Origin of the sequence: Xanthomonas dyei (assembly GCF_002939865.1) — a bacterium.
GTDB lineage: Bacteria > Pseudomonadota > Gammaproteobacteria > Xanthomonadales > Xanthomonadaceae > Xanthomonas > Xanthomonas dyei.
Map to the genome: position 1 here is coordinate 21,302 of NZ_MDEE01000009.1, position 21,822 is coordinate 43,123.

The window sequence follows — 21,822 nt, forward strand, 5'->3', positions numbered from 1 at the left end:
GACGGCACCGATGTTCCGCTCACGCAGGTGGATAGAGATCACCCCCACTGCAGTTGAGTGCAACGTCATCGGCGACGTCCATCCCGGCCTGCACCACATCACCTAAGCCCCGCTCCGGGTGCAGCACGGAACGTTCGAGCATCGTCGCATCTGCCGCAGGCGCGGCTGCGATCACATCCTTCACCGTCCCCGCTTGACCTGCACCCCACAGCCCCCTACTCTGCGCACGCCACGGTTTCCATCGCTTCATTCGGATGAAGCGATGGAATTAAACGGGAATCCGGTGAAAGGTGCGATCTGCACCTCATTCCGGAGCTGCCCCGCAGCGGTGAATGGAAACGACCTCCGTCAACAGCACTGGGCCGGCAACGGCCTGGGAAGCGACGGACAGTAGGCACCCGTGCGTTTGCACGGCACGTCCATCAGCCCGAATACCGGCCCTGGCCGAAGGACACGACCGTCCTTCGTTTCGACCTGGCGCTCCGCGGGGAGCTGTCGGATCCGTGCGCTGCTTGAGCAGGAGCGTGCGTGTCTGTCGTTGCCCGTGGATTGCCGGCTCGCCCGCGGGGGCGAAGGTCGCTGGTGTGGCGGGCCTGCGTGCAAGCGTGGGGACGTTGCACGGTTCCTTCGTTCCTCAATGCCATCCATGCAATGAGGACATGCAACATGACCATCGTGACCAATCTCGGGTTTCCGCGCATCGGCGCGCGCCGCGAGCTGAAACAGGCACTCGAACGCCATTGGCGTGGCGACAGCGACGCCGCCGAGCTGCAGGACACCGCACGCACGCTGCGTGCACGCCACTGGCAGCTGCAACGCGATGCCGGGGTGGACGTACCGCCCAGCAACGACTTCAGCCTGTACGACCACGTGCTGGATACCGCGTTCCTGTTCGATGCGATTCCGCAGCGCTACCGCGCCTTGACAGAGCGCGATCCGTTGGCCGGCTATTTTGCGATGGCACGCGGCCATCAGGCCGACGGCGTGGACGTGCACGCGCTGGAAATGACCAAGTGGTTCGATACCAACTACCACTACATTGTGCCGGAGCTGCATGCAGGGCAGCATTTCGCGTTGCGCGGCGACAAGCCGGTGGCCGAGTTCCGCGAAGCGCTGGCGCAAGGCATCACCACCCGCCCGGTGCTGCTCGGCCCGGTGAGCCTGCTGCTGCTGTCCAAGACCACCGATGGCAGCGACAGGCTGGCCTTGCTCGAAGGTCTCCTGCCGGTCTACGCGCAGCTGCTGCGCCAGTTGCACGATGCCGGTGCCGAATGGGTGCAGATCGACGAACCGGCGCTGGTGCTGGATCTGGATGCCGCCGCGCAGGACGCCTATCTCAGCGCGTATGCGGCGCTGGCCACTGGCCCGCGCCCCAAACTGCTGTTGACCACCTACTTCGGCGCGCTGGGCGACAACCTGCGCCTAGCCGCTGCACTGCAGGTGGACGGCCTGCATATCGATCTGGTGCGCGGCCTGGAACAACTCGATGCGGTGCTCGGTGCATTGCCCAGCGAGCGCGTGTTGTCGCTCGGCCTGGTCAACGGCCGCAATGTGTGGCGCACGCCACTGGACAACGCCCTGACGCTGGCGCGCTACGCGCAAGGACACGTGGGGGCGGACAAGCTGTGGTTGGCGCCGTCGTGCTCGTTGCTGCATGTACCGGTGGATCTGGATGCGGAGAAAACCCTCGATGCCGACCTGCGCAGCTGGCTGTCGTTTGCCAAACAAAAACTCGGTGAACTGCGTACGCTGGCCGATGCGCTGGATGACAAACCGCATGCCGACGCCGCGTTGGAGCAAGCACGCACCGCCGTGGATGCACGCCGGTCCTCGCCCAAGGTGCATCGTCCCGACGTAAGCAAGCGGTTGGCTGCGCTGGATGCCGACAGCGCACGGCGCGCATCGCCGTATGCGCAGCGGCGCGGCGCGCAGCAACAGGCATTGCACCTGCCGGCCTACCCCACCACCACCATTGGCTCCTTCCCGCAGACGCATGAGGTGCGCGAAGCACGCGCACGCTACAAATCCGGCAAATTGTCGCAAGCCGACTACGATGCCTTCCTGCGTGCGCAGACCGAAGCCTGCGTGCGTTTTCAGGAAAGCATCGGGCTGGACGTACTGGTGCACGGCGAGTTCGAACGTAACGACATGGTGGAATATTTCGGCGAACAGCTGGAAGGCTTCGCCTTCACCAAGCTGGGCTGGGTGCAGAGCTACGGCTCGCGCTGCGTGAAGCCGCCGATCATCTACGGCGATGTGACACGCCCGGCACCGATGACGGTGTACTGGTCGCAGTACGCGCAATCGCTGACCGATCGGCCGATGAAGGGCATGCTCACCGGCCCGGTGACGGTGCTGCAATGGTCGTTCGTGCGCGACGACCAGGAGCGTGCACAAACCTGCCGGCAAATCGCACTGGCCTTGCGCGATGAAGTGCGCGATCTGGAAGCGGCCGGCATCGGCGTGATCCAGATCGACGAGCCGGCCATCCGCGAAGGCCTGCCATTGCGGCGTGGCGAGTGGGCGGCCTACCTGGACTGGGCGGTGGAAAGCTTCCGCATTTCCTCGTGCGGTGTGCGCGATGCCACGCAGATCCACACCCACATGTGCTACTCCGAATTCAACGACATCATCGCCGCGGTGGCAGCGATGGATGCGGACGTGATCTCGATCGAGACTTCACGTTCGCGCATGGAATTGCTGGATGCATTCGTGAAGTTCCAGTATCCCAACGAGATCGGGCCGGGCGTGTACGACATCCATTCGCCGCGTGTGCCGGACGCACGCGAGATGGTGCAGCTGCTGGAAAAGGCACGCGCGGTAATCCCACCCGCACAACTTTGGGTGAATCCCGATTGCGGCCTGAAGACGCGCGGCTGGGACGAAACGCGCGCGGCATTGCAGGCAATGGTGGATGCGGCACGCACGCTGCGCAGCGCGTTGGCCAAGGCGGCCTGACCGCCGAACGCATAGCTCTGAAGGTATAGGCGACATGGCAGCGCATGCGTGCGCTGCCTTTTTTATTGCCTGAAACTCTGCTCGTCCGCGATACGCATCACACTCTTGGACATGCACAGCACGCGAAGTATGTGTCTCGGGTGAGGTGTTGCAGCGCACAGCAGCCTTGTCACAAGTACGAGGTATAACCATCGACGAATCGCGGCGAGGGGGCGCTGCATCCGATGCCGCTGTCCTGCGCGGCGGCATCGCATCCGCAACGTCCAAGGAGAGATGTCGCCATGCCCAAGCCGTCGTTGTTATCGCTGATGTGCAGCCTGTCGCTCGTGTCCCTGCCGCTGGCCGCGGCCGAGTTGCAGCCCAAATTGCTTGCCGGCCCACCGGAGGAGTTCGCGCAGATGCGCGTGCCCGACCCGGCCGAGTCGGCGATCCTGTCAAAGAGTGCACTGCTGCCGGTGGAGCTGACGCCCACAGGCACTGCGGCGCGCTGGCACGGCACGCTGCCGGTGGAAAACGGCCAGCTGCGTTTCATGGTGCTGGCGGGCGAGCAGGCGTGGGATGCGGCGGTGAGCGCGCCACGCGTTGCCGGCGCACGCGCTGCTGCCGCACCCCAGGTGCAGGCACAACGCACGGTATTGGGCAGCGCAGAAAGCGGCACCAGCGGCATGCGCTATGCCGTGGATACTGCACAAAACGGCGATTGGTCGCTGACACTGCAATCGGCATCGCCGGTGGCGCAGCGTGGCTATGTGCTGATGGAAGGCGATGCGCGCACGCAGCTGGCTTCGTATCCGCGCGACCGCCAGCAACTGGTGGGCAAATCGCTCACGCTCAACGCCATGCTGAGTGGCAGTGACGCGCGTGGTGCGACCTTGCTGGCCGGCCAGGCCGGACAGATCGACCAAGCCAGCCTGCGCGTGATCGACCCGCAAGGCGGCGTGCGCATTCTGCCGATGGCCGACGATGGTGCGCACAACGATGGCGCCGCAGGCGACGGTGTGTATGGCGGCAACTTCCAGCCAACGCGCGAGGGCACCTGGATCGCGCAGGTGATCGTGCGTGGCCACGACCAGGCCGGGCAGGCGTTTGTCCGTACCAGCGAACACGTGCTGCCGGTGCTGGATACCGCGTTGCGATTGCTCGGCAATGCGCTCAGCGCACGTGCTGCCGAAGGCACGCGACTGACCGTGGCACTGCCGGTGGCCGCACGCGGCAATGCGCCGTCGCACTATCGCGTGTTCGGCCAGGTGTGGGGCACCGATGCCAAGGGCAAGGACGTGCCGGTAGCGTGGATCGGCGGCATGCTGACGCCGCAGCAGGGGCAGTTGCCACTGAGCCTGGACGAACGTTGGATCGCGCGTGCCGGCGCGCGTGCACCGTTCACGCTGCGTGGGTTGCGTATCGAAGACCCGGACCACTACATCCCGTTGGTGCAGGCAGATACGCTGCCCTTGCAGGTGCCCGCATTGCGACGCGCCAGCATTGCGCGGTCCAGCGCCGTAATAGACGAAAGCATGCGCATGGGTCCGCGCCCGTCGACGCTGGCCACCGCGATGGCACAGCCGCAGGCGGCTGGCTCGCAACTGGTGCTGGTGCACGGCTATTGCTCCAACGGCGTGTGGCCGCAGGCGCAGTTCACCAATGCCTCGACGTTTCTCGATGCCAAGCAGAATCGCAGCAACGACCAGTTCGCACAGCGCATCGCACAGTTCGCCAGCCAGTGGTCGTCGTTTTCCACCGTGGCGCACAGCCAGGGCGGCATGGCCGCATTGCATCTGTATGCGTATTACTGGAGCGGCCTGGATAACGCCACCGGTGGGCGCGTGATGCAGTCGGTGGGCACGCCCTACCAGGGCACCAATCTGTCGGGCGTGCTTGCTGCGGTGGGCTCGTGGTTCGGCGTGGGCTGCGGCACCAACACCGACCTCACCTACGATGGCGCCAAGGCCTGGTTGGCCGGTATTCCCGCCGACGCGCGCGCCAAGGTCAACTACTACACCACCTCGTTCGCCAAGACCAACTGGTACACCAACGACTATTGCAACGCCGCATCCGACCTGGTCTTGAACGACCCCGAAGACGGCACCGTGGAGCAGGTCAATGCGCAGCTGCCGGGCGGCGTGAACCGCGGCCACACCACCGGCATGCGCGACCCCGCGCAGTATCTGGATGCCAACCGCAATGCGGTGATGAACGCTAACGCGGCGCGGTGAGGCGTAACTGATGCGATCCGTGCAGCATTGGTAAGGGAGCCGGCCAGTGCTGCACGGGCGCTAGCTGATTGAATCGCTCAGTGCGCTAGGCGAATTGCTATTGCATGCCTATCGAAGCGCTGTATCAAAGCAGTGTGCGGCAAGACTCTTGCGTTGCTGTACATGCCTTGCCCGACGTCGCCGGGTTGAGTAGCTCGCCGGAAGCTCATTCGACATGCAGGGTCTCGACGATGCCGTCGCTGACGCGGCGTACATTGCCAAAGTTGGATAGATACCTCGAGCATCGCCCACGCGCACGCGCGCCCTCCCGTGCAGATGCCGGAGCAATGCACTCACCCTCGCACTGGGTGGAATCGGTACACCTGCGGCCTGAATTAGCGGCCTGAATCAGCGGCCTTCAGATCGCACACCTTCGGATTGTCCGGAGCCGGCAAGCCAAGCATTGTCCAGGCACCACCTCGGGCAATGTATTCGCTTTCCGTCTGAGGAATCATCGGCTTGACTGCCGCAACCGCTGAACATGCGCAGCCTGCCAACGCCAAACAGAGGGTTAGCTGCCGCAATTGCTTCCAGGTGTACATAGGGTGAGACCCAATCCTTGTTGTATTCGAACCGTCAGCATCCAGATCCACGACTGACTGCATTACCGGTGAGGGAATAGCACTTGTAAATCTCCCTCTGCTGAACATCGAACTTCCCGGTAAATACAAGAAAACTTGTTCTGCCATCCGGCTGCAGATGTATTTGACTAGGTGCTCCAGGAAGGCGATTGACCAGCTGCGCTCCGACAACACCGTGTGTATCACGTTTGACCGCATAGAGCGCACCCTCGTTGAGACCCACGTGGAGCAGGCCGGTGAACACAAAGATTCCTTGTTCGTTCTTGACAATATCGAGCACGTTTTCTTCAAGAAGCGAGTGGGTTTTTCCAGCAGCATCGGTGAATTGGAGACGGCCGATCCACTCCCCGCGATCAGTACCGGTCAGCAAGCCGCCAAACGCGGCCACGGCATACTCCGGCTTAGGCGCCTGTGCAAACACGACGGATGTACCGATCGCCGCCAGGGTGACAGCCAATATCCAGTTGAAAATGGATTTCATCCGAGCCTCAAAATGCGTTGATCCTGCATGCAGAGATCCTGACACGGACCAACGATGCTAGGTGGCATCGTTGTGGGGCCCAAACCCCACAAGCGATAAGCAAGCCGCTACAACACCTGCAAGGATCTACATAGACCGGACCAATGCGTAGCCCACTTCATCCATACAGCCACTGCCTCTCAGCGAAACACCACCGTGCGATGGCCGTTGAGCAAGATGCGATGCTCGACATGGCGCCGCACTGCACGCGCCAGCACCAGCGATTCGGTGTCGCTGCCCAGGCGCACCAGATCGCGCGGGGTCATGGCGTGATCCACGCGAGCGACGTCCTGTTCGATGATCGGGCCTTCGTCCAGATCTTCGGTGACGTAATGCGCGGTGGCGCCGATGATCTTGACCCCGCGCGCGTGCGCTTGGTGGTACGGCTGCGCGCCCTTGAAGCTGGGCAGGAAGCTGTGATGGATATTGATCGCGCGTCCGGCCAGCGCGCGGCACAGGCCGGGCGAAAGAATTTGCATGTAGCGCGCCAGCACCACCAGATCGATATGCAGGTCCTCGACCAGGGCGAGCAGCTGCGCTTCCTGCTCGGCGCGCGTGTCTGCGGTCACCGGCAGATGATGAAAGTCGACGCCGTAGGACGCGGCCAGCGGTGCGAAATCGGCGTGGTTGGACACCACCGCGACGATATCCACCGGCAACTGCCGGCTATGGGTGCGGAACAGCAGGTCGTTGAGGCAATGACCCTGCTTGCTCACCAGCACCAGCAGCCGCGCGCGACGGCGCGCGTCGTGCAACTGCCAGTCCATCTCAAACGCGTTGGCCAACACCGAAAACTGCTGCTCCAGGGTGGCGATGTCGGTTGATGGCGGTTTGTCGAAATGGACGCGCAAGAAAAAGCGGCCGCTTTCGTCGTCACCGAATTGCTGGGCGTCGAGGATGTTGCAGGCCAGATCGAACAGCAGCCCGGTGACGCGGTACACGATACCGGTGCGGTCGGGGCAGGACAGCGTAAGAATGTAGTCGGAGCGCATCGGCGCAATGATAGCCAATGGATGACACCGCTGGCGCAGTGCTTGCGTCGGTAACTTTTACGCTGCGACGCGCTGCAAACGTTGAGCCAGCGGCACTGCGGCTGTGCGCGATGGCATGGAGCCTGCGTTGCGTGCAGATCGGCCGATCAGCGCACTGCAGGCGTTGCGCTGGTGGCATGCCTCGCCAGACGCGATGCGCATGCCGCTCCCGATGAAGGTCAGCGCGGCGGCAGCCGCAACATCAGTCGCCGATTGATCTCGTCCAGTTGCGCCATCGAGGCCTCCACCGAGGTCTCCATCGCTTCCTGGGTGGTGATGTGCGCACGCAGATGCGCGGGGTCGGAGAGTTCGCCACGCACCAGAAACACGTTCTCGCCCACCTCGCCGACGTGCCGGCTGAGCACCACGTAATCCACCTGATCGAAGCCATGCTGCTTGGCCAGCGGCAGCAAGCGTGCGGCCATGCGGACGCTGGCTTCGTCGGTGGGTTTGTTCAACTCGGCATCGAGCACGCCCACCGCTTCGCGGATCTGCGCGAACAGAGAGTGGTCCGGATGTTCGGGATGGTCCGGACCCACCGGGCCCTGGTTGACGAACGGCTCGGCGGTCATCGTGTGCCACCGGCGCAGGTCAGTGCGCGCGGTGTGCGCTCGGTCGAACCGAGCGTGATATGCAGGTGTCGCATCGCATCCTCCCTGGAGCGGCGGCTGTAACGAGCCGCCATTTTAGAAGGTCTGCTGCATGTTGAGGTGAGCAAGACGCGCCGCGCCGCGCTTTCAAGCGAAGCGCGCGACACGCGCGCGCCTCTGCTTGGCCATCAGGCCTGCCCTGCCCGCCGCGCCGACACCTCTGCCAGCACGGCCCAGTCTGCATTGCCATCGCCATGCGCGATGGCGTCGTCCAGGCTGGCGCGCAGCAGTTCGCCCAACGGCATCGGCACCTGTTTGTCGGCGCCGGCCTGGATGGCCAGGTCCACATCCTTGCGCCCCAGCGTGGCGGTGAAGCCGGCCGGTGTGTATTGGCGCTGCATGATCAGCTTGCCGTAGCCCTGGTACGCGGGTGCGGCAAACAAGGTAGTGGTAAGCATGCCCAGGAATTGGGTGGCGTCCACGCCGTGCCCGCGTGCCAGTGCGCTGGCCTCGGCCATGGCGCCGATGGCGCTGGCAAGGCAGAAGTTGGCCGCCAGTTTCACCGCGTTGGCCTGCTCCGGGGCATTACCGATGTGCCAGGTCTTTTGCCCCAGCACATCGAACATCGGCTGCACCCGCGCCAGCGCTGCAGCGTCGCCGGCCGCCAGGATATTGAGCTTGCCTGCCTCGGCCACGTCGACGCGGCCCAGCACCGGTGCGGCAACATAGGCGATGCCGCGCTCGGCGTGCAGTGCGGTCAGCTCGTGCGCCAGCGCCACCGAGATGGTGGCCATGTTGACGTGCACGCTGCCTGCCGGCAGTGCGTCCAGCACGCCGCCGTCCAGCACGGTCTGACGGACCGCGGTGTCGTCTGCAAGCATCGAGAACAACAGCGGGCCGTGTGCGGCGCCCACCGGCGCATCCACCACCGTTGCCCCGGCATCACGCAAGGTCTGCGCGCGCTCTGGCGAGCGGTTCCAGACGCTCACTTCGAAGCCGCCGCGCAGCAGGTTGTGCGCCATCGGCAGGCCCATCGTGCCCAGCCCCAGAAATCCTATCGGCATGCGTGTGCTTCCTCTTCGGTATGACGTCGGTGACGTGGGTCAGCTGGCGAACACGCCGCGTGCATCGCGCGGTTCGCAGCGCAGATATTGCGGCGCCGGTGTGACCGATGCACCCAGCGCAGCGGCGGCATGCCACGGCCAGCGCGGGTCGTACAAGATGCCGCGTGCGAGCGCGATTGCGTCGGCCTGGCCGTCTTGCACAATCGCCTCGGCCTGCGCCGGCTCGGTGATCAGGCCCACGCCGATCACCGGCATCGTGACCTGCGCACGGATCTCCTGCGCAAACGGAATCTGATAGCCGGCCTGTACCGGAATCTGCTGACGCGGGTCCAGCCCGCCACTGGAGACATGGATGTACTGCGCGCCACGTGCATCCAGCGCCTTGGACAAGGCGATGCTCTGCTCCAGATCCCAGCCGCCTTCCACCCAATCGGTGGCCGAAATGCGCACGCCGACCGCGATGCGCTCGGACACTGCCGCACGTACCGCCTCGAAGATGCGCAGCGTCAGGCGCATGCGGTTTTCCAGCGAGCCGCCATACGCGTCGCTGCGCTGATTGCTCAGCGGCGACAGGAACTGATGCATCAGATAGCCATGCGCGGCATGCAGTTCGATCAGCTCCAGACCCAGGCGTTCGGCGCGGGTGGCCGCGGTGACGAACGCGGCAACCACCGCATCGATCCCGGCCTCGTCCAACGCCTGCGGCGACGGTTTGCCCGGATTGAACGGCTGCGCCGAGGCAGACACGGTCTGCCAGCCATGCGCGTGATCGGGGGCGATGGCCTTGCCACCCTTCCACGGCAGATCGGTGGAGGCCTTGCGACCGGCATGCGCCAGCTGGATGCCCACCGGCATCGGCGACCAGCGTCGCACCGACTGCAGCACCTCATCCAGCGCTTGCTCGGTGGCGTCGTCGTACAAGCCGAGATCGGCGTAACTGATGCGCCCTTCCGGCAGCACCGCAGCGGCCTCCAGGATCAACAGCCCCGCACCCGATTGCGACAGCGTGCCCAGATGGATGCGGTGCCAATCGCTGGCGCGGCCGTCCTGTGCGGAGTACTGGCACATCGGCGCGATGACGATACGGTTGGCGAGCGCGAGCGGGCCGAAGGCGATGGGGGTGAACAACTGGCTCAAGGCAGCATCCAGACGCGACATGGGGACGCCCATTGCACTGCGCCACGCGTCGCCGCACAACCGCTGCAATGGATCACTGCGTCATGCAGAGCGCGTACTGTCGTACCTGGCCGGCGCGCTGTGCAGCGGGTCCGGTGGCTGCTGCAGGAAAGCCAGCGCCTGCGCGCACGACTGCTCCACCTTCAGGCTGAGCAAGTCGTCGGCGCGGGTACGCCCGAAGTTCAGCGCGGCAATCGGCAGGCCGTTGCGCGCGGCAGTCTGCACGAAGCGAAAGCCCGAATACACCATCAGCGACGAGCCCACCACCAGCACCGCATCGGCGGCCTGCAAATGCGCAAACGCACGCTCCACACGCTCGCGCGGCACGTTCTCGCCGAAGAACACCACATCCGGCTTGAGCACACCGCCACACTCCGGGCACGGCGGCACCACGAAGGTCTCGAAGGCGACATCGTCCAGATCCGCATCGCCATCAGGCGCCTGCGCCGCGTCCAGCGTGGCCCATCCGGGATTGTCACGCTCCAGCAGCAGCTGAAACTCGGTGCGCGGCATGCGCCGCTCGCAGCCCATGCACCGCACCACATCGAGCCGGCCGTGCAGGTCGATCACCGCGGCGCTGCCGGCGGCCTGATGCAGGCGGTCCACGTTCTGGGTGAGCAACACTTCCAGTTGCCCGCGCGCTTCCAACGCGGCCAATGCGTGATGGGTGGCATTGGGTTGTGCCAGCCCGAAGCGCGGCCAGCCGACCAGGCTGCGCGCCCAATAGCGTTGCCGCGTGGACAGCTCGCCCATGAAGGCCTGAAACGTCACCGGTTGCGGACGCTTCCAGCCGCCCTGCAGATCGCGGTAATCGGGGATGCCCGAGTCGGTGCTGCAACCGGCGCCGGTGAGCACGAACAGGCGCTGGTGGCGCTCGATGAACGCCTGCAGCGCATCGCCGGTGTGGTCGGTCAGGCCCGTCATCATGCAACTCCGTTAGCGGTGAGATCACTGTGCAACACCTTGGCGTGACGCGCTTGCAGCGGTGCAACATGTTCAGCCGGTGCACTGCTGGCAGTGGGCGTCGTGCAAGACGCGCGCAGCATGCCATCGTGGTGTCTGCAGCACAGGGTACGACCGGTCGGTTGCGGTGGATGCAGATGCAGGTGCATCGGCAGGCAACACGCGGGTCTGTCGCACACGATGGGGCCGTGCAGGCCAATTCCAAGCCGACGCCTGCGGCGGACTCAGGCGCCGCATCTGCGACAAGGCAGTATGCAGTTGCGGGTTTGCGCCTGTCGCTCGTTGTGTGCCTGCAGGCAGGGGACCGCGCGTGTACAGCGTGGCCCGGTGATTGCGTGCAGCGCCATATGGCGACCATGCCACACATCCAAAGCGCAGCGATGTCAGGGTGGGCGACGGCCATCGTTTCAAGATGCTTTGCATCGCGAAATCTGCCATCGCGCGGTGCACACATGGCCCGCAATCGGCCGTTACAGCAAGCTGCTGACCTCGATCAGGTCGGCATCCGGGTCGCAGCGGGGATCGATAACACCGCGCAGGTTGCGTCGCTGCGCTGGATCGGGCCCTGCTCGATGGTGACGCCGGCAGCGACGATGTGGTCCTGCGCCTGCTGCTGCTGCGCAGTTGCGATGATCAGGCCCAGATCGGCCGATCAGGGCGTCGGCACGCGTGCCTTGGGGTCGAACGCGCGCCCGGCAGCGTGCAGATTGATCTTCTGCTGCCCGAAGGCCAGCGCAGGCCAGCGCAGGCCAGCCTTCGCCAAACTCACCACCTGCATACCGGGCACGCGCGCATCAAAGTCGCAGGTGGCCTGCACGTCGGCAACGGTAAGCAACAAGTGGTCGAGCCGCGCGATCCGCCTGTCATTCGCCACGCGCAGGATGCGGCGCAAAGCGGCCATACGGGCGTGCGTCGTCCGCGCGTTGGCGCAACACATGCGCGGCGGCAAACGCCAGCACCAGCAACGTCAGGCACATGCCGACCAACCCGGGCCAACCGCCGTGCTGCCAGAACCAGCCACCAAGCGCGCCGATCACGCTGGAGCCGGCGTAATACGCCAGCAGATACAGCGACGCAGCATGACTGCGGTGCGCGCCGCCGAGCCGGCTCACCCAGGCGCTGGCCGCCGAATGCGCGATAAAAAAACCGATCGTCAGCAACACGATGCCGCCCACCACCAGCGCCAGCGCATGCGCCAGCGTCAGCGCCACGCCGAGCACGCACAGCACGATGCCGGCACTGACCACCGGCCCGCGACCGAACCGATCCGACGCCGCCCCTGCCACCGACGAGCTGACGATGCCGAACACGTAGGCACTGAAGATCATGCCGATCTGGCTCTGGCTCAGGCCGAATTCCGGCCCGCCCAACCGGAACCCGGCTTAGTTGTAGAGACTGACGAACACGCCCATCAACAGGAACGGCAACGCGAACAACCACGGCAGATTGCGATCGCGCAGATGCCCGGCCCAGGCACGCAGATGGAACTGCAGGTTGACCCCATGCCGACGCACGAAATGCCGCGACGGCGGCAGCAACCACACAAACGCGACGGCACACAGCAGGTCGAACCCACTCAACAGCGCCAGCGCGGTGCGCCAGTCGGTGTGGTCGGTCAGTACGCTCATCATGATGCGCCCGCTCATGCCGCCGAATGCATTGCCGGCCACATACAGGCCGGTGGCCGCGCCAAGTTTGTTGGCCGGCAGTTCTTCGCCCAGATACACCATCGCTACCGCCGGCACGCCGCCCAACGCGATGCCGGACAGGGTACGTACTGCCACCAGCGCGCCCCAGTGCGGCAGGAACGCTGCGATGAGGTTCAGCACCGCGGCCAGCGCGATGGAAGCGAACATCAGCCCGCGCCGGCCCAGGTTTTCCGAAACCGCACCGGCGCAGAAGATCGCCACGGCCAGCCCGCCGGTGGCCAGCGACAGCGGCAGCGAGGCGGTGGCCGCATCCACACCGAAGGCGCGTGCGAACTCCGGCAGCACCGGCTGCACGCTGTAAAGCAGCGAGAAGGTGGCAAAGCCGGCCAGAAACAATGCCAGCCGGATGCGGCCAGTGGCGGGCGCCGCGATCTGGGGGACGGCGGCACTGGCCGGTAGGGCGCTGGAGCGAGAATCGGGAGCAGGCACGGGTATCTGGATGAGACCGGGGACGGGGAGTATTCGCCCGCCACCACCCCCTGTCCAATATATGATGCTGGCAGTTGCCATATATGAAACAGATACCATGGAGCTGCGTCACCTGCGCTATTTCCTGGCGGTTGCCGAGGAAGGCAACTTCACCCGCGCTGCGGCACGGGTCGGCATCGGCCAGCCGCCGCTGAGCCAGCAGATCCAGACACTGGAGCGCGAGCTGGGTACGCCACTGTTCCGCCGCACGCACAGCGGCGCGGAACTGACGCCGGCCGGCGAGGCCTTTCTGGGCGAAGTGCGCCGGGTGCTGGCCGATGTGGAGCGCGCCGCCGAAACCGCCCGGCGTGTGGCGCGCGGCGAATCCGGCCGGCTGCGCATGGGCTTCACCGCCTCGGCCGCCTTCAGCCCCGTGGTGCCGCGCCTGATCCGCGACTTCCGCCGGCAATGGCCGCAGGTCGAACTGCTGCTGGAAGAAACCAACACCGCCAGCCTGCTGGTAGGCCTGGCCGATGGCCGCCTGGATGCGGCGTTCGTCCGCTACGGACTGAGCACGCCACCGGACCTGCAGCTACTGCGCTTTGCCGATGAGCCGATGAAGATCGCGGTGCCGGCCGCGCATCCGCTGGCCGCCCACCACAGCGCGCCGTTGGCGGCGTTGGCCGGCGAGCCGTTCATCCTGTTTCCGCGCAGCTTCGGTTCGAGCCTGTACGACGAAATCCTCGCCGCCTGCCGCGAGTCCGGCGTGACCTTGCGTATCACCCAGGAGGCGCCGCAGATGTCATCGATCATCAACCTGGTCGCCGCCGAACTGGGCGTGTCGGTGGTGCCCGCCTCCACCGCGCAACTGCAGCGTCCCGGGGTGCGCTACCTGGATATCGAAGGGCGCATGCCGCTGGCGCGCCTGGCCCTGGCGGTTGCACCGGGCGCGCTGGACAGCGCTCCGCTGGTGCGCCATCTATGGGCGCTGGCAGAACTGCTTTGAGCGATGGCCTCGGGCGCAGCTTGCGTCAGCCTGGGGAGCGAGGATCAACGTCGTGCTCGAACAGACGTGAGCGCTCCTCGCCTGTGCCCGACATCAACTGCGACAGATCACCTTCAGACCTGGTCAGATTCAGCGTCGGACACGGGGTTCACCTAACCTCAAGGTGGCAAGCAATGCCGGGCGTATCGAATCAAAGCCTCCGGGATTCTTATTTTCAAACATTCTCTTAAGCGTATCCGCTTGCATTTGCATGAGTTCCAGCTCCTCTTCCCATCTTTCAGAACTCGGATCGGCAGTGAGGTTGGGATCCATCTCGCGAATCAACTCCTTTTGAATTTGCTCCAGGCGTGGCTGCTTTTCTTCAAATTTACGTGCCAGCTCCGCATCTCCTCTCTGCAACAAGGCACTTTGCAGTTCCCCCCAACGACTGATAAGCAAAGTTGCGTCCTCCTTCAGCTCGCCCAGCCGTTTATGTTCCTTTTGCCGCATCCGCTCCAGCCGCTCTCTTGCCGTGGCGATGGCTGGAGTAGACGGGCTGGATCGCCTAGATACGGGGGGGCGACGCAACGCTACGAACCGGTGATCCGCCTCTACGCTACCGTCGGCACCAGAGGACACGGTTGAGCTGCCGCCAGGAATCTCCAGTGGCGGGTTTGTACGTGCTGAAGAGGCAGGCTTTATGGAATTTTCCATCTCGATTCTCCGCAATGACCTTGGGGAAAATAGATGTTTTCCGGCGACCCTCGCGTCCCACCCTGGAAGACGCGTTTACACGAGCGAACTCACCATAGCCTTTGCGTGCCTGCATTTTCGTCCGTCGGCATTGCGCTCCATCTTGCTTGGAGCGGTCGCCGGAGACCCTTTCACATTGCACAAGCGGGCTCGATCACCCGTCTGGATTGGGTGCCAAGGCCTCGCGCATCGGCCAGGTGCATCGCGGTTAAGGCGTTTCTGAGCGCCGCGGCTCGGAAGCCGGGCATCGTCATGTCTGGCGCATCGAATGCTTGACCTCAACTGCGATTGAGGTTGTTCAATGCAGTCCTCTTCCATCGATCTGAGTGCCATGCATCTCCGTCATCTCTTGCTGCCCTGTCTGGACCCCGCACTGACCCGGCGCTTTTATCGCGATGTGCTGCAGCTTCCGCTGCAGGGCAACACCGTGCACATCGGCTGGACCACGCTGGACTGCGTGCAGGCACACCATCCGGTCGGCAGCGTGCATCTGGCTTTCAACGTCGCGCCGGCGCGCTTCGAGGCCGCAGCGCAATGGATCGGCGCGCGCAGCACGCTGCTTGCCGACCCACAAGGTCGCCAGCGCTTTGCGCTGGACGGGGTGTGGCAATCGCAATCGGTGTATTTCGCCGGCCCCGATGGTGCGGTGCTGGAGCTGATCGCGCGCGATGCGCTGCAGGATGTGGCCACCGGCGAGGGCGAGTTCCACGGCGAAGAATTGCTGTGCCTGAGCGAGATCGGCTTGCCCAGCAACAATGTCGAGGCAGTGACCAGCAGCGTGGCTCATCATTTTGGCGTGCAGCCGTTTGCGCCGGCCGTGGAAGGCTTTGTCGCGCTAGGCGACGATCAAGGTTTATTGATCGTGGTGGACCAGCGCCGGCGCTGGTTCCCGCAACAGCGCCAACTGCCGTGGGCCGACGGCTTGCGCGTCAGTGTGGATGCGCCACAGCCGGGCCTGCGCCTGCGCGATGCGCAGGGCTGGGAATTGCTGGCCGCATGAGCCAATGACTCATGCGGTGGCAGCAGGCACAGGCAAACGGAAAAACGCACGCGCCGCAGCAGTGCTGTTGGCAGCGGTGACGGCCACATCTTCGCCACGGTCGCGCGCCAGCTCTTCAACGATATGCGACAGAAACATCGGCTCGTTGCGGCGGTCCTTGGGCATGGGCTTGAGCGTGCGCGGCAACAGGTAGGGCGCGTCGGTTTCGATCATCAGGCGGTTGGCCGGGATGTTGCGTACCAGCTCGCGCAGATGCGCGCCACGGCGCTCGTCGCACAGCCAACCGGTGATGCCGATGTAATAGTCGCAGTCCAGATAGGCGAACAGCTCTTCGCGCGTGCCGGTGAAGCAATGCACCACGGCCGCACCCAGCTTGCCGTCGAAGCTGCGCATGATGGACAGGAAGTCGTCGTGCGCATCGCGCTGATGCAGAAACAGCGGCTTGCCATTGTTGGCGGCCAGTTGCAGCTGCCGCTCGAAGGCCTTGTGCTGGGCCGGGCGCGGTGCGAAATCGCGGAAGTAATCCAGCCCGCACTCGCCCACCGCCACCACCTGCGGATGCGCCTGCAGCGTGCGCATTTCGGCCTCGCATTCGGCAGTGAATTCCACGGCGTGATGCGGGTGGACGCCGGCGGTGGCGTACAAGACTCCGGGATGTTGCTGCGCCAGTTGCAGGGCCAACGGCGAATGCTCGCGGCTGGCGCCGGTAATCACCAGCTGCGCCACGCCCGCCTCGCGTGCACGTTGCAGCACGGCGTCGCGGTCGCGGTCGAAGGAATCGTGGGTGAGGTTGGCGCCGATATCGATCAACTGCATGGTGCGGGTGTGGCCTGAAAGAGCAGATGCGATTGTACTGGGTGAGCGTTGCCCTCATCCGCCCTGCGGGCACCTTCTCCCGCAGGCGGGAGAAGCGACGCACTGCGGCATCTGCATGCCATCAGCCCTTACAAACGCGTTGCCGTTCCCCTCTCCCGCCTGCGGGAGAGGGGCAGGGGTGAGGGCCGCTTGCGCAACACGCTCACCCCACCACGGGTACCGCCATCGCATCGATCTTCGCCGCCAGCGCCTGGATCGCCAGCTGCGCCGAGCGCGAGAGCTGTCGCTGCGGGGCCACGCACAAGGCCAGCGTCATCGGCTTGGTCAGGTGCTGGCGGAACGGCACGAACGCCAGTCGCCCGTCGGCCACATCGGGGGCGGCGTCCAGCCACGACATCAGACCCACGCCCGCACCCGCGCGCACCAGTCCACGCAGGGTGCGCACATCGTTGCAGTGGGTGAGCCGCTTCACGTCGATGTGCTGGCGCTGGTACAGCACCTTGGCGTGCTCGCCCACGATCAGCGGCGCGGCCGGCAGCAGCAACCGGTGCTCCAGCGTCTCGCTCAGCTGCAGCTCGGTGCGCGTGCTCAACGGGTGCCCGACCGGCATCGCAATGCCCAACGGGATATCCGCAAACGCGCGCACCTCCAGGTCCACGCTGCTCACCGGGTCCAGCAACAGGCCGATATCCACGTCGGCGGAGGTCACCATTTCCATCACCCGCTGGTTGCGCGCAGTGGACAGGTTGAAGGTGATGCCCGGATAGTCCTGCACCAGCGCGGCCACCGCTGCCGGCACCACGCCTTCGCTGAGCGCGTCGATCATGGCGATCTCCACATGCCCGCGGCGCAGCCCCTTGAGCTCGTCGAAGCGCTCCAGGGTGCGCGCGTAGGCCTTCTCCCAGCCGCGTACATCCACCAGCAGCAACTCGCCGGCGGCGGTCAGCCGCAACCGGCCCGGCAGGCGTTCGAACAGCTGCGCGCCCAGCTCTTCCTCGGCCTTGAGGATCTGCCGGTCGATCGCCGAGGCGGACACGTGCAACACGTCGGACGCCTTGCGGATGCTGCCGCAGCGGGCCACTTCGATGAAGTAACGGGTGAAGCGGGAGAAGGTCAGCATGCGGCGGGGCTCGGTTGGCGTTGCATTTTTTGCAATGGCTTGGCGGAAAAACGATGTTTGATCACACACCCCCGGCTTCCTAGAGTCAATCGGGCACCGCTCCCGCCTCACGCCAGAGACCGCCCCATGGATGTCGCCGTCCCCGCCCTGCCGCTGCACTGCACCTTCGACGCCGCCGACTGGCAGCGCCTGGCCCAGCATTGGCACGCGGTGGCGCTGAGCAGCGAGGTGGGGCAGGCGCCGTTCAAGGCCACCCTGCTGGACGAGCCGCTGGTGCTGTACCGGCTGGGCGAGGAGCTGGTGGCCGCGCGCGATGTCTGCCCGCACCGCGGCGTGCCGCTGAGCATGGGCACCGCCGACGGCGGCGGCGTGGTCTGCGCGTACCACGGTCTGCGCTTCGGCGCGGGCGGGCGCTGCAATCACATCCCGGCCAGCCCAAACCAGAAGATCCCGGCCAAGATGCGCCTGCACACCTATGCGGTGGCCGAGCGCTACGGCTTGATCTGGGTGTGCCTGGCCAAACCGGCCGACGTGAGCGCGGCCGAGGTGCAGATCCCGCCGATGCCGGGTTGGGACGAGGATGGCTTCCAGCAGATCGTGTGCCCGGCGTTCGACATCGGCGGCAGCGCCGCGCGGCAACTGGAAGGCTTCATCGACGTGGCGCATTTCGCCTTCGTGCACACCGCTACCTTCGCCCAGCCGGACAAGCGCGAGGTACCGGCCTACACCACCACCGAAACGCCGACCGGTTTCAACGCCGATTACCTCAGCAGCGTGGCCAATTATTCGGTGGACATGCCGCTGCCGGAGGTGGACCCCAGCTTCCAGTGGCTGCGGCACTTCGAAATCCATCTGCCGTTTACCGCCACGCTCACCATCCACTTCCCGGTGCCGGGCAAGCGGCTGGTAATCATGAATGCCGCCAGCCCGGTGTCCAAGCACAAGACACGTCTGCTGGTGCCGATCGCGCGCAACTTCGACACCCATTTGCCGGTGGAAGACGTGCACGCCTTCAACCTGCGCGTATTCGAAGAGGACCGCGCCATGGTCGAGGCGCAGCGCCCCGAATACCTGCCGCTGGACCCGCTGCTGGAGGTGCACATCCCGGCCGACCGCAGTTCGATCGCCTATCGCCGTGGCCTGCGCAGCCAGGGCTATAGCGACTTTTTTCTGCGTTGACCGCCGAGGATCACGCCATGCAACTGCACGAGGTCCGCGTCGCCGACGTCTTCGACCAGGGCCATCGCCAACGCGCGATCCGGCTGGAGCCGATCGATGCCGAACTGCCTGCTTTCGAGGCCGGCGCGCACGTGGACCTGCATCTGCCGGATGGGTTGATCCGCCAGTATTCGATCGCCAGCGCACCGCATGCGCGCGATCACTATTTGCTGTGCGTCAAATTGGCCGACGCTTCGCGCGGCGGTTCGCGGCATCTGTGCGAGCAGCTCAGCGCCGGCGACCGCCTGCAGATTTCCAGCCCGCGCAATCTGTTCCCGCTGCATCCGGGCGAGCGGCATGTGCTGCTGGCCGCCGGTATCGGCATCACCCCGCTGCTGTCGATGGCCGAAGCACTGGAAGTGCGTGGCGAGCCGTTCGTGCTGCATTACTACGCGCGCCGGCATGCCGATGTGGCCTTCGTGCAGCGGCTGCAACAGGGCTTCACCCATGGGCAGGTGCACGTGCATCTGAGCGATGGCGGGCAAAGCCCGCGCGTGCATGTGCCCGACGCGATCGTGCAGGCAGGCGCGCACGATCAACTGTATCTGTGCGGGCCGGCCGCGTTCATGGACCACTTCACCCAATTGGCCAGGACGTATGGATGGACGGCGGCGCAGTTGCATCGCGAACACTTTGCCGCCGTCGATACCGGCCTTGCGCATGATGCCCACAGCGCCTTCGAAGTGGAGCTGGCCGCCAGTGGCCGCGTGGTGCAGGTGCCGGCCGATTGCAGCATCGCCAGCGCCTTGCTCGATGCCGGTATCGCGGTGCCGCTGTCTTGCGAACAAGGCATGTGCGGTGCCTGCCTGACTGGCGTCATCGCCGGCACGCCGGATCACCGCGACAGCGTGCTCAGCGACGGCGAACATGCCGCCAATACCCAGATCACGCTGTGCTGCTCGCGCAGCCGCTCGCCACGCTTGGTGCTGGATCTTTGAGCGCTTTGTGTGTCATGCGTTTGCGCAGACGTGACGACAGCGATAGCGCAGGTGGCTGACGACGTTCACGCTGCAGCGCAAAGCAGCCGCAAAGGTTGCAGGACACCTGTGGATGGAGGTGCGCCCCGCGTCGTCTTGCACGGTGCGATTGATCGTTGCACAAGACAACGCCGGCGCAGAGACAGACAACTGCCTGCGGCTATGCCATTGCAGTGCGTAACGCACATAGCACTTGCAGCGCATTCCGTGCCCAAGGTCCGTGGCAATCGTCCTGCCACGGTGCAAGATATTCGGCCCGCGCGTGCCCCCCCTGTGTCGATGAGATGTCTGCCGATGGTTGTTTGTGTGATCGCCTTCGCCCGCCCTTGCCGGGGCGCACGCTGATGCGCTGGCCCGGATTCGCGTTGGCCGCCAATGGCAGCAGCGTGCGCACGGAGGTCCTGGCCGGCGCCACCACCTTCCTGACGATGGCTTACATCGTCTTCGTCAACCCCGACATTCTGGCCACCACCGGCATGGACCACGGCGAGGTGTTCGTCGCGACCTGTCTGGCCGCCGCGCTTGGCTCGCTGCTGATGGGCGTGCTGGCCAACTATCCCATCGGCATGGCGCCGGGCATGGGCTTGAATGCGTTTTTTGCCTTCTCGGTGGTGGGCACGCTGGGCTACAGCTGGCAGCAGACGTTGGGGCTGGTGTTCGTCTCCGGCTGCGTGTTCCTGCTGCTCAGCGTCACCGGCGCGCGGCGCTGGCTGGTGGATGGCATCCCGCCCGCGTTGCGCAGTGCGATTGCGGCAGGTATTGGACTGTTTTTGGCATTGATCGGCCTGCAAAAAGCCAGGCTGGTGGTGGCGCATCCGCAGACGCTGGTGACCCTGGGCGATCTGCATCGTCCCGAACCACTGCTTGCGCTGGCGGGGCTGCTGCTGATCGGCGTACTGGAAGTCCGCCGCGTGCGTGGGGCGATGTTGCTGGGCATCCTGGCGGTCACTGTGGCGGCGCTGGCGCTGGGTCTGGTGCACTACCAGGGCGTGCTGTCGCTGCCGCCGAGCCTGGCGCCTACCCTGCTGCAGCTCGATATTGCCGGCGCCTTGCAAGGCCATGGCGGCAGCGGCGCATTGACCGCCGTGCTGCACGTGGTGCTGGTGTTCGTGCTGGTGGAAATGTTCGATGCCACCGGCACCTTGATGGGCGTGGCCCAGCGCGCCGGCCTGTTGCATACCCAGGCGCACCGTCGTCAGTTCGACCGCGCCCTGCTCGCCGACAGCACCGCCATCCTGGCCGGCTCGCTGCTTGGCACCTCCAGCACCACCGCCTACGTGGAAAGCGCTGCCGGCGTGCAGGCAGGCGGGCGCACCGGCCTCACCGCGCTGGTGGTGGCAGCGCTGTTTCTGCTGGCGCTGTTGTTTTCGCCATTGGCGGCGATGGTGCCGGCGTATGCCACCGCACCGGCGCTGATCTACCTGGCGTCGGTGATGCTGCGCGAGTGCACGCAGATCCAGTGGGACGATGTCGGCGACGCACTACCGGCCGCGATCTGCATGCTGGCGATGCCGCTCACCTACTCGATCGCCACCGGCCTGGCCTTCGGCTTCATCACCTACGCAGCACTCAGGCTGGGCAGTGGCTGCTGGCGCGCGGTGCATCCGGCTACTTGGGTAATCGCCAGCCTGTTCGTGCTGCGCTATGCGTTGGAATGAGCGGATCGCCACGGCTGTTTCATCTCACGCCCCACTGGTCACC

The 21,822-nt window shown here is 65.3% G+C and carries 17 protein-coding genes, 2 pseudogenes and 1 riboswitch; of the genes and pseudogenes, 7 read left to right on the forward strand and 12 right to left on the reverse strand.

The window, feature by feature from the left end:
* Positions 1 to 19 precede the first annotated feature (19 nt).
* The gene (locus XdyCFBP7245_RS24020; RefSeq protein WP_158255503.1) at positions 20 to 184 is read right to left on the reverse strand and encodes a hypothetical protein; all 165 of its coding nucleotides are present in this window, start codon (positions 182 to 184) and stop codon (positions 20 to 22) included.
* A gap of 31 nt (positions 185 to 215) precedes the next feature.
* Positions 216 to 457: riboswitch (cobalamin riboswitch) on the forward strand.
* 209 nt (positions 458 to 666) lie between these two features.
* On the opposite strand from XdyCFBP7245_RS24020, the gene metE reads away from it, so the two are divergent.
* Complete coding sequence (gene metE, locus XdyCFBP7245_RS08345) at positions 667 to 2,958, forward strand: 5-methyltetrahydropteroyltriglutamate--homocysteine S-methyltransferase (protein ID WP_104615240.1); 2,292 nt, start codon at positions 667 to 669, stop codon at positions 2,956 to 2,958.
* A 281-nt stretch (positions 2,959 to 3,239) separates the two neighbouring features.
* On the forward strand, positions 3,240 to 5,171 hold the full coding sequence (locus XdyCFBP7245_RS08350) for a choice-of-anchor X domain-containing protein (RefSeq protein WP_104615241.1): 1,932 nt from the start codon (positions 3,240 to 3,242) through the stop codon (positions 5,169 to 5,171).
* 615 nt (positions 5,172 to 5,786) lie between these two features.
* On the opposite strand, the gene XdyCFBP7245_RS23750 is transcribed toward XdyCFBP7245_RS08350, so the two are convergent.
* The 8 genes and pseudogenes from XdyCFBP7245_RS23750 to XdyCFBP7245_RS08390 all read right to left on the reverse strand — a co-directional run bounded on the left by XdyCFBP7245_RS23750 (position 5,787) and on the right by XdyCFBP7245_RS08390 (position 13,273).
* Entirely contained in the window at positions 5,787 to 6,272 is a 486-nt protein-coding gene (locus XdyCFBP7245_RS23750; RefSeq protein ID WP_146091659.1) for a hypothetical protein, read from the reverse strand.
* A gap of 179 nt (positions 6,273 to 6,451) precedes the next feature.
* Positions 6,452 to 7,303: a formyltetrahydrofolate deformylase gene (gene purU / locus XdyCFBP7245_RS08360; RefSeq protein WP_170068570.1), complete on the reverse strand. Its 852-nt coding sequence runs from the start codon at positions 7,301 to 7,303 to the stop codon at positions 6,452 to 6,454.
* Between the two features lie 218 nt (positions 7,304 to 7,521).
* The gene (locus XdyCFBP7245_RS08365) at positions 7,522 to 7,914 is read right to left on the reverse strand and encodes an XVIPCD domain-containing protein (RefSeq protein ID WP_104615244.1); all 393 of its coding nucleotides are present in this window, start codon (positions 7,912 to 7,914) and stop codon (positions 7,522 to 7,524) included.
* A 206-nt stretch (positions 7,915 to 8,120) separates the two neighbouring features.
* Entirely contained in the window at positions 8,121 to 8,996 is an 876-nt protein-coding gene (locus tag XdyCFBP7245_RS08370) for an NAD(P)-dependent oxidoreductase (protein WP_104615245.1), read from the reverse strand.
* 39 nt (positions 8,997 to 9,035) lie between these two features.
* Positions 9,036 to 10,154 carry an NADH:flavin oxidoreductase/NADH oxidase gene (locus XdyCFBP7245_RS08375; protein ID WP_170068571.1) on the reverse strand — a complete coding sequence of 373 codons (1,119 nt, stop codon included), beginning with the start codon at positions 10,152 to 10,154 and terminating at the stop codon, positions 9,036 to 9,038.
* 60 nt (positions 10,155 to 10,214) lie between these two features.
* The gene (locus tag XdyCFBP7245_RS08380; protein ID WP_104615319.1) at positions 10,215 to 11,096 is read right to left on the reverse strand and encodes an NAD-dependent protein deacetylase; all 882 of its coding nucleotides are present in this window, start codon (positions 11,094 to 11,096) and stop codon (positions 10,215 to 10,217) included.
* 509 nt (positions 11,097 to 11,605) lie between these two features.
* Positions 11,606 to 12,036 (reverse strand): annotated as a pseudogene (locus XdyCFBP7245_RS08385) (VOC family protein).
* A pseudogene (locus tag XdyCFBP7245_RS08390) lies at positions 11,999 to 13,273 on the reverse strand (MFS transporter). The pseudogenes XdyCFBP7245_RS08385 and XdyCFBP7245_RS08390 overlap by 38 nt, the downstream one beginning before the upstream one ends.
* 97 nt (positions 13,274 to 13,370) lie before the next feature.
* Between XdyCFBP7245_RS08390 and XdyCFBP7245_RS08395 the strand changes: the two are divergent.
* Positions 13,371 to 14,258, forward strand: a complete 888-nt coding sequence (locus tag XdyCFBP7245_RS08395; protein WP_104615246.1) for a LysR family transcriptional regulator — start codon at positions 13,371 to 13,373, stop codon at positions 14,256 to 14,258.
* 129 nt (positions 14,259 to 14,387) lie between these two features.
* On the opposite strand, the gene XdyCFBP7245_RS23755 is transcribed toward XdyCFBP7245_RS08395, so the two are convergent.
* Complete coding sequence (locus XdyCFBP7245_RS23755; protein WP_146091660.1) at positions 14,388 to 14,951, reverse strand: hypothetical protein; 564 nt, start codon at positions 14,949 to 14,951, stop codon at positions 14,388 to 14,390.
* A gap of 370 nt (positions 14,952 to 15,321) precedes the next feature.
* Between XdyCFBP7245_RS23755 and XdyCFBP7245_RS08405 the strand changes: the two genes are divergently transcribed.
* Entirely contained in the window at positions 15,322 to 15,990 is a 669-nt protein-coding gene (locus XdyCFBP7245_RS08405) for a VOC family protein (protein WP_170068572.1), read from the forward strand.
* A gap of 9 nt (positions 15,991 to 15,999) precedes the next feature.
* Here XdyCFBP7245_RS08405 and XdyCFBP7245_RS08410 read toward each other — a convergent pair whose 3' ends face one another.
* Positions 16,000 to 16,806, reverse strand: a complete 807-nt coding sequence (locus tag XdyCFBP7245_RS08410) for a TatD family hydrolase (protein WP_104615248.1) — start codon at positions 16,804 to 16,806, stop codon at positions 16,000 to 16,002.
* 202 nt (positions 16,807 to 17,008) lie between these two features.
* Positions 17,009 to 17,926: a LysR family transcriptional regulator gene (locus XdyCFBP7245_RS08415; protein WP_104615249.1), complete on the reverse strand. Its 918-nt coding sequence runs from the start codon at positions 17,924 to 17,926 to the stop codon at positions 17,009 to 17,011.
* 126 nt (positions 17,927 to 18,052) lie between these two features.
* Here XdyCFBP7245_RS08415 and XdyCFBP7245_RS08420 point away from each other — a divergent pair, with 126 nt between their 5' ends.
* The 3 genes from XdyCFBP7245_RS08420 to XdyCFBP7245_RS08430 all read left to right on the forward strand — a co-directional run bounded on the left by XdyCFBP7245_RS08420 (position 18,053) and on the right by XdyCFBP7245_RS08430 (position 21,779).
* On the forward strand, positions 18,053 to 19,105 hold the full coding sequence (locus XdyCFBP7245_RS08420) for an aromatic ring-hydroxylating dioxygenase subunit alpha (protein ID WP_104615250.1): 1,053 nt from the start codon (positions 18,053 to 18,055) through the stop codon (positions 19,103 to 19,105).
* Positions 19,106 to 19,122: 17 nt separating this feature from the next.
* Positions 19,123 to 20,082, forward strand: coding sequence for a PDR/VanB family oxidoreductase (locus XdyCFBP7245_RS08425; protein ID WP_170068573.1), 960 nt, complete (start codon positions 19,123 to 19,125; stop codon positions 20,080 to 20,082).
* 383 nt (positions 20,083 to 20,465) lie between these two features.
* Complete coding sequence (locus XdyCFBP7245_RS08430; RefSeq protein WP_104615252.1) at positions 20,466 to 21,779, forward strand: NCS2 family permease; 1,314 nt, start codon at positions 20,466 to 20,468, stop codon at positions 21,777 to 21,779.
* Positions 21,780 to 21,822 lie beyond the last annotated feature (43 nt).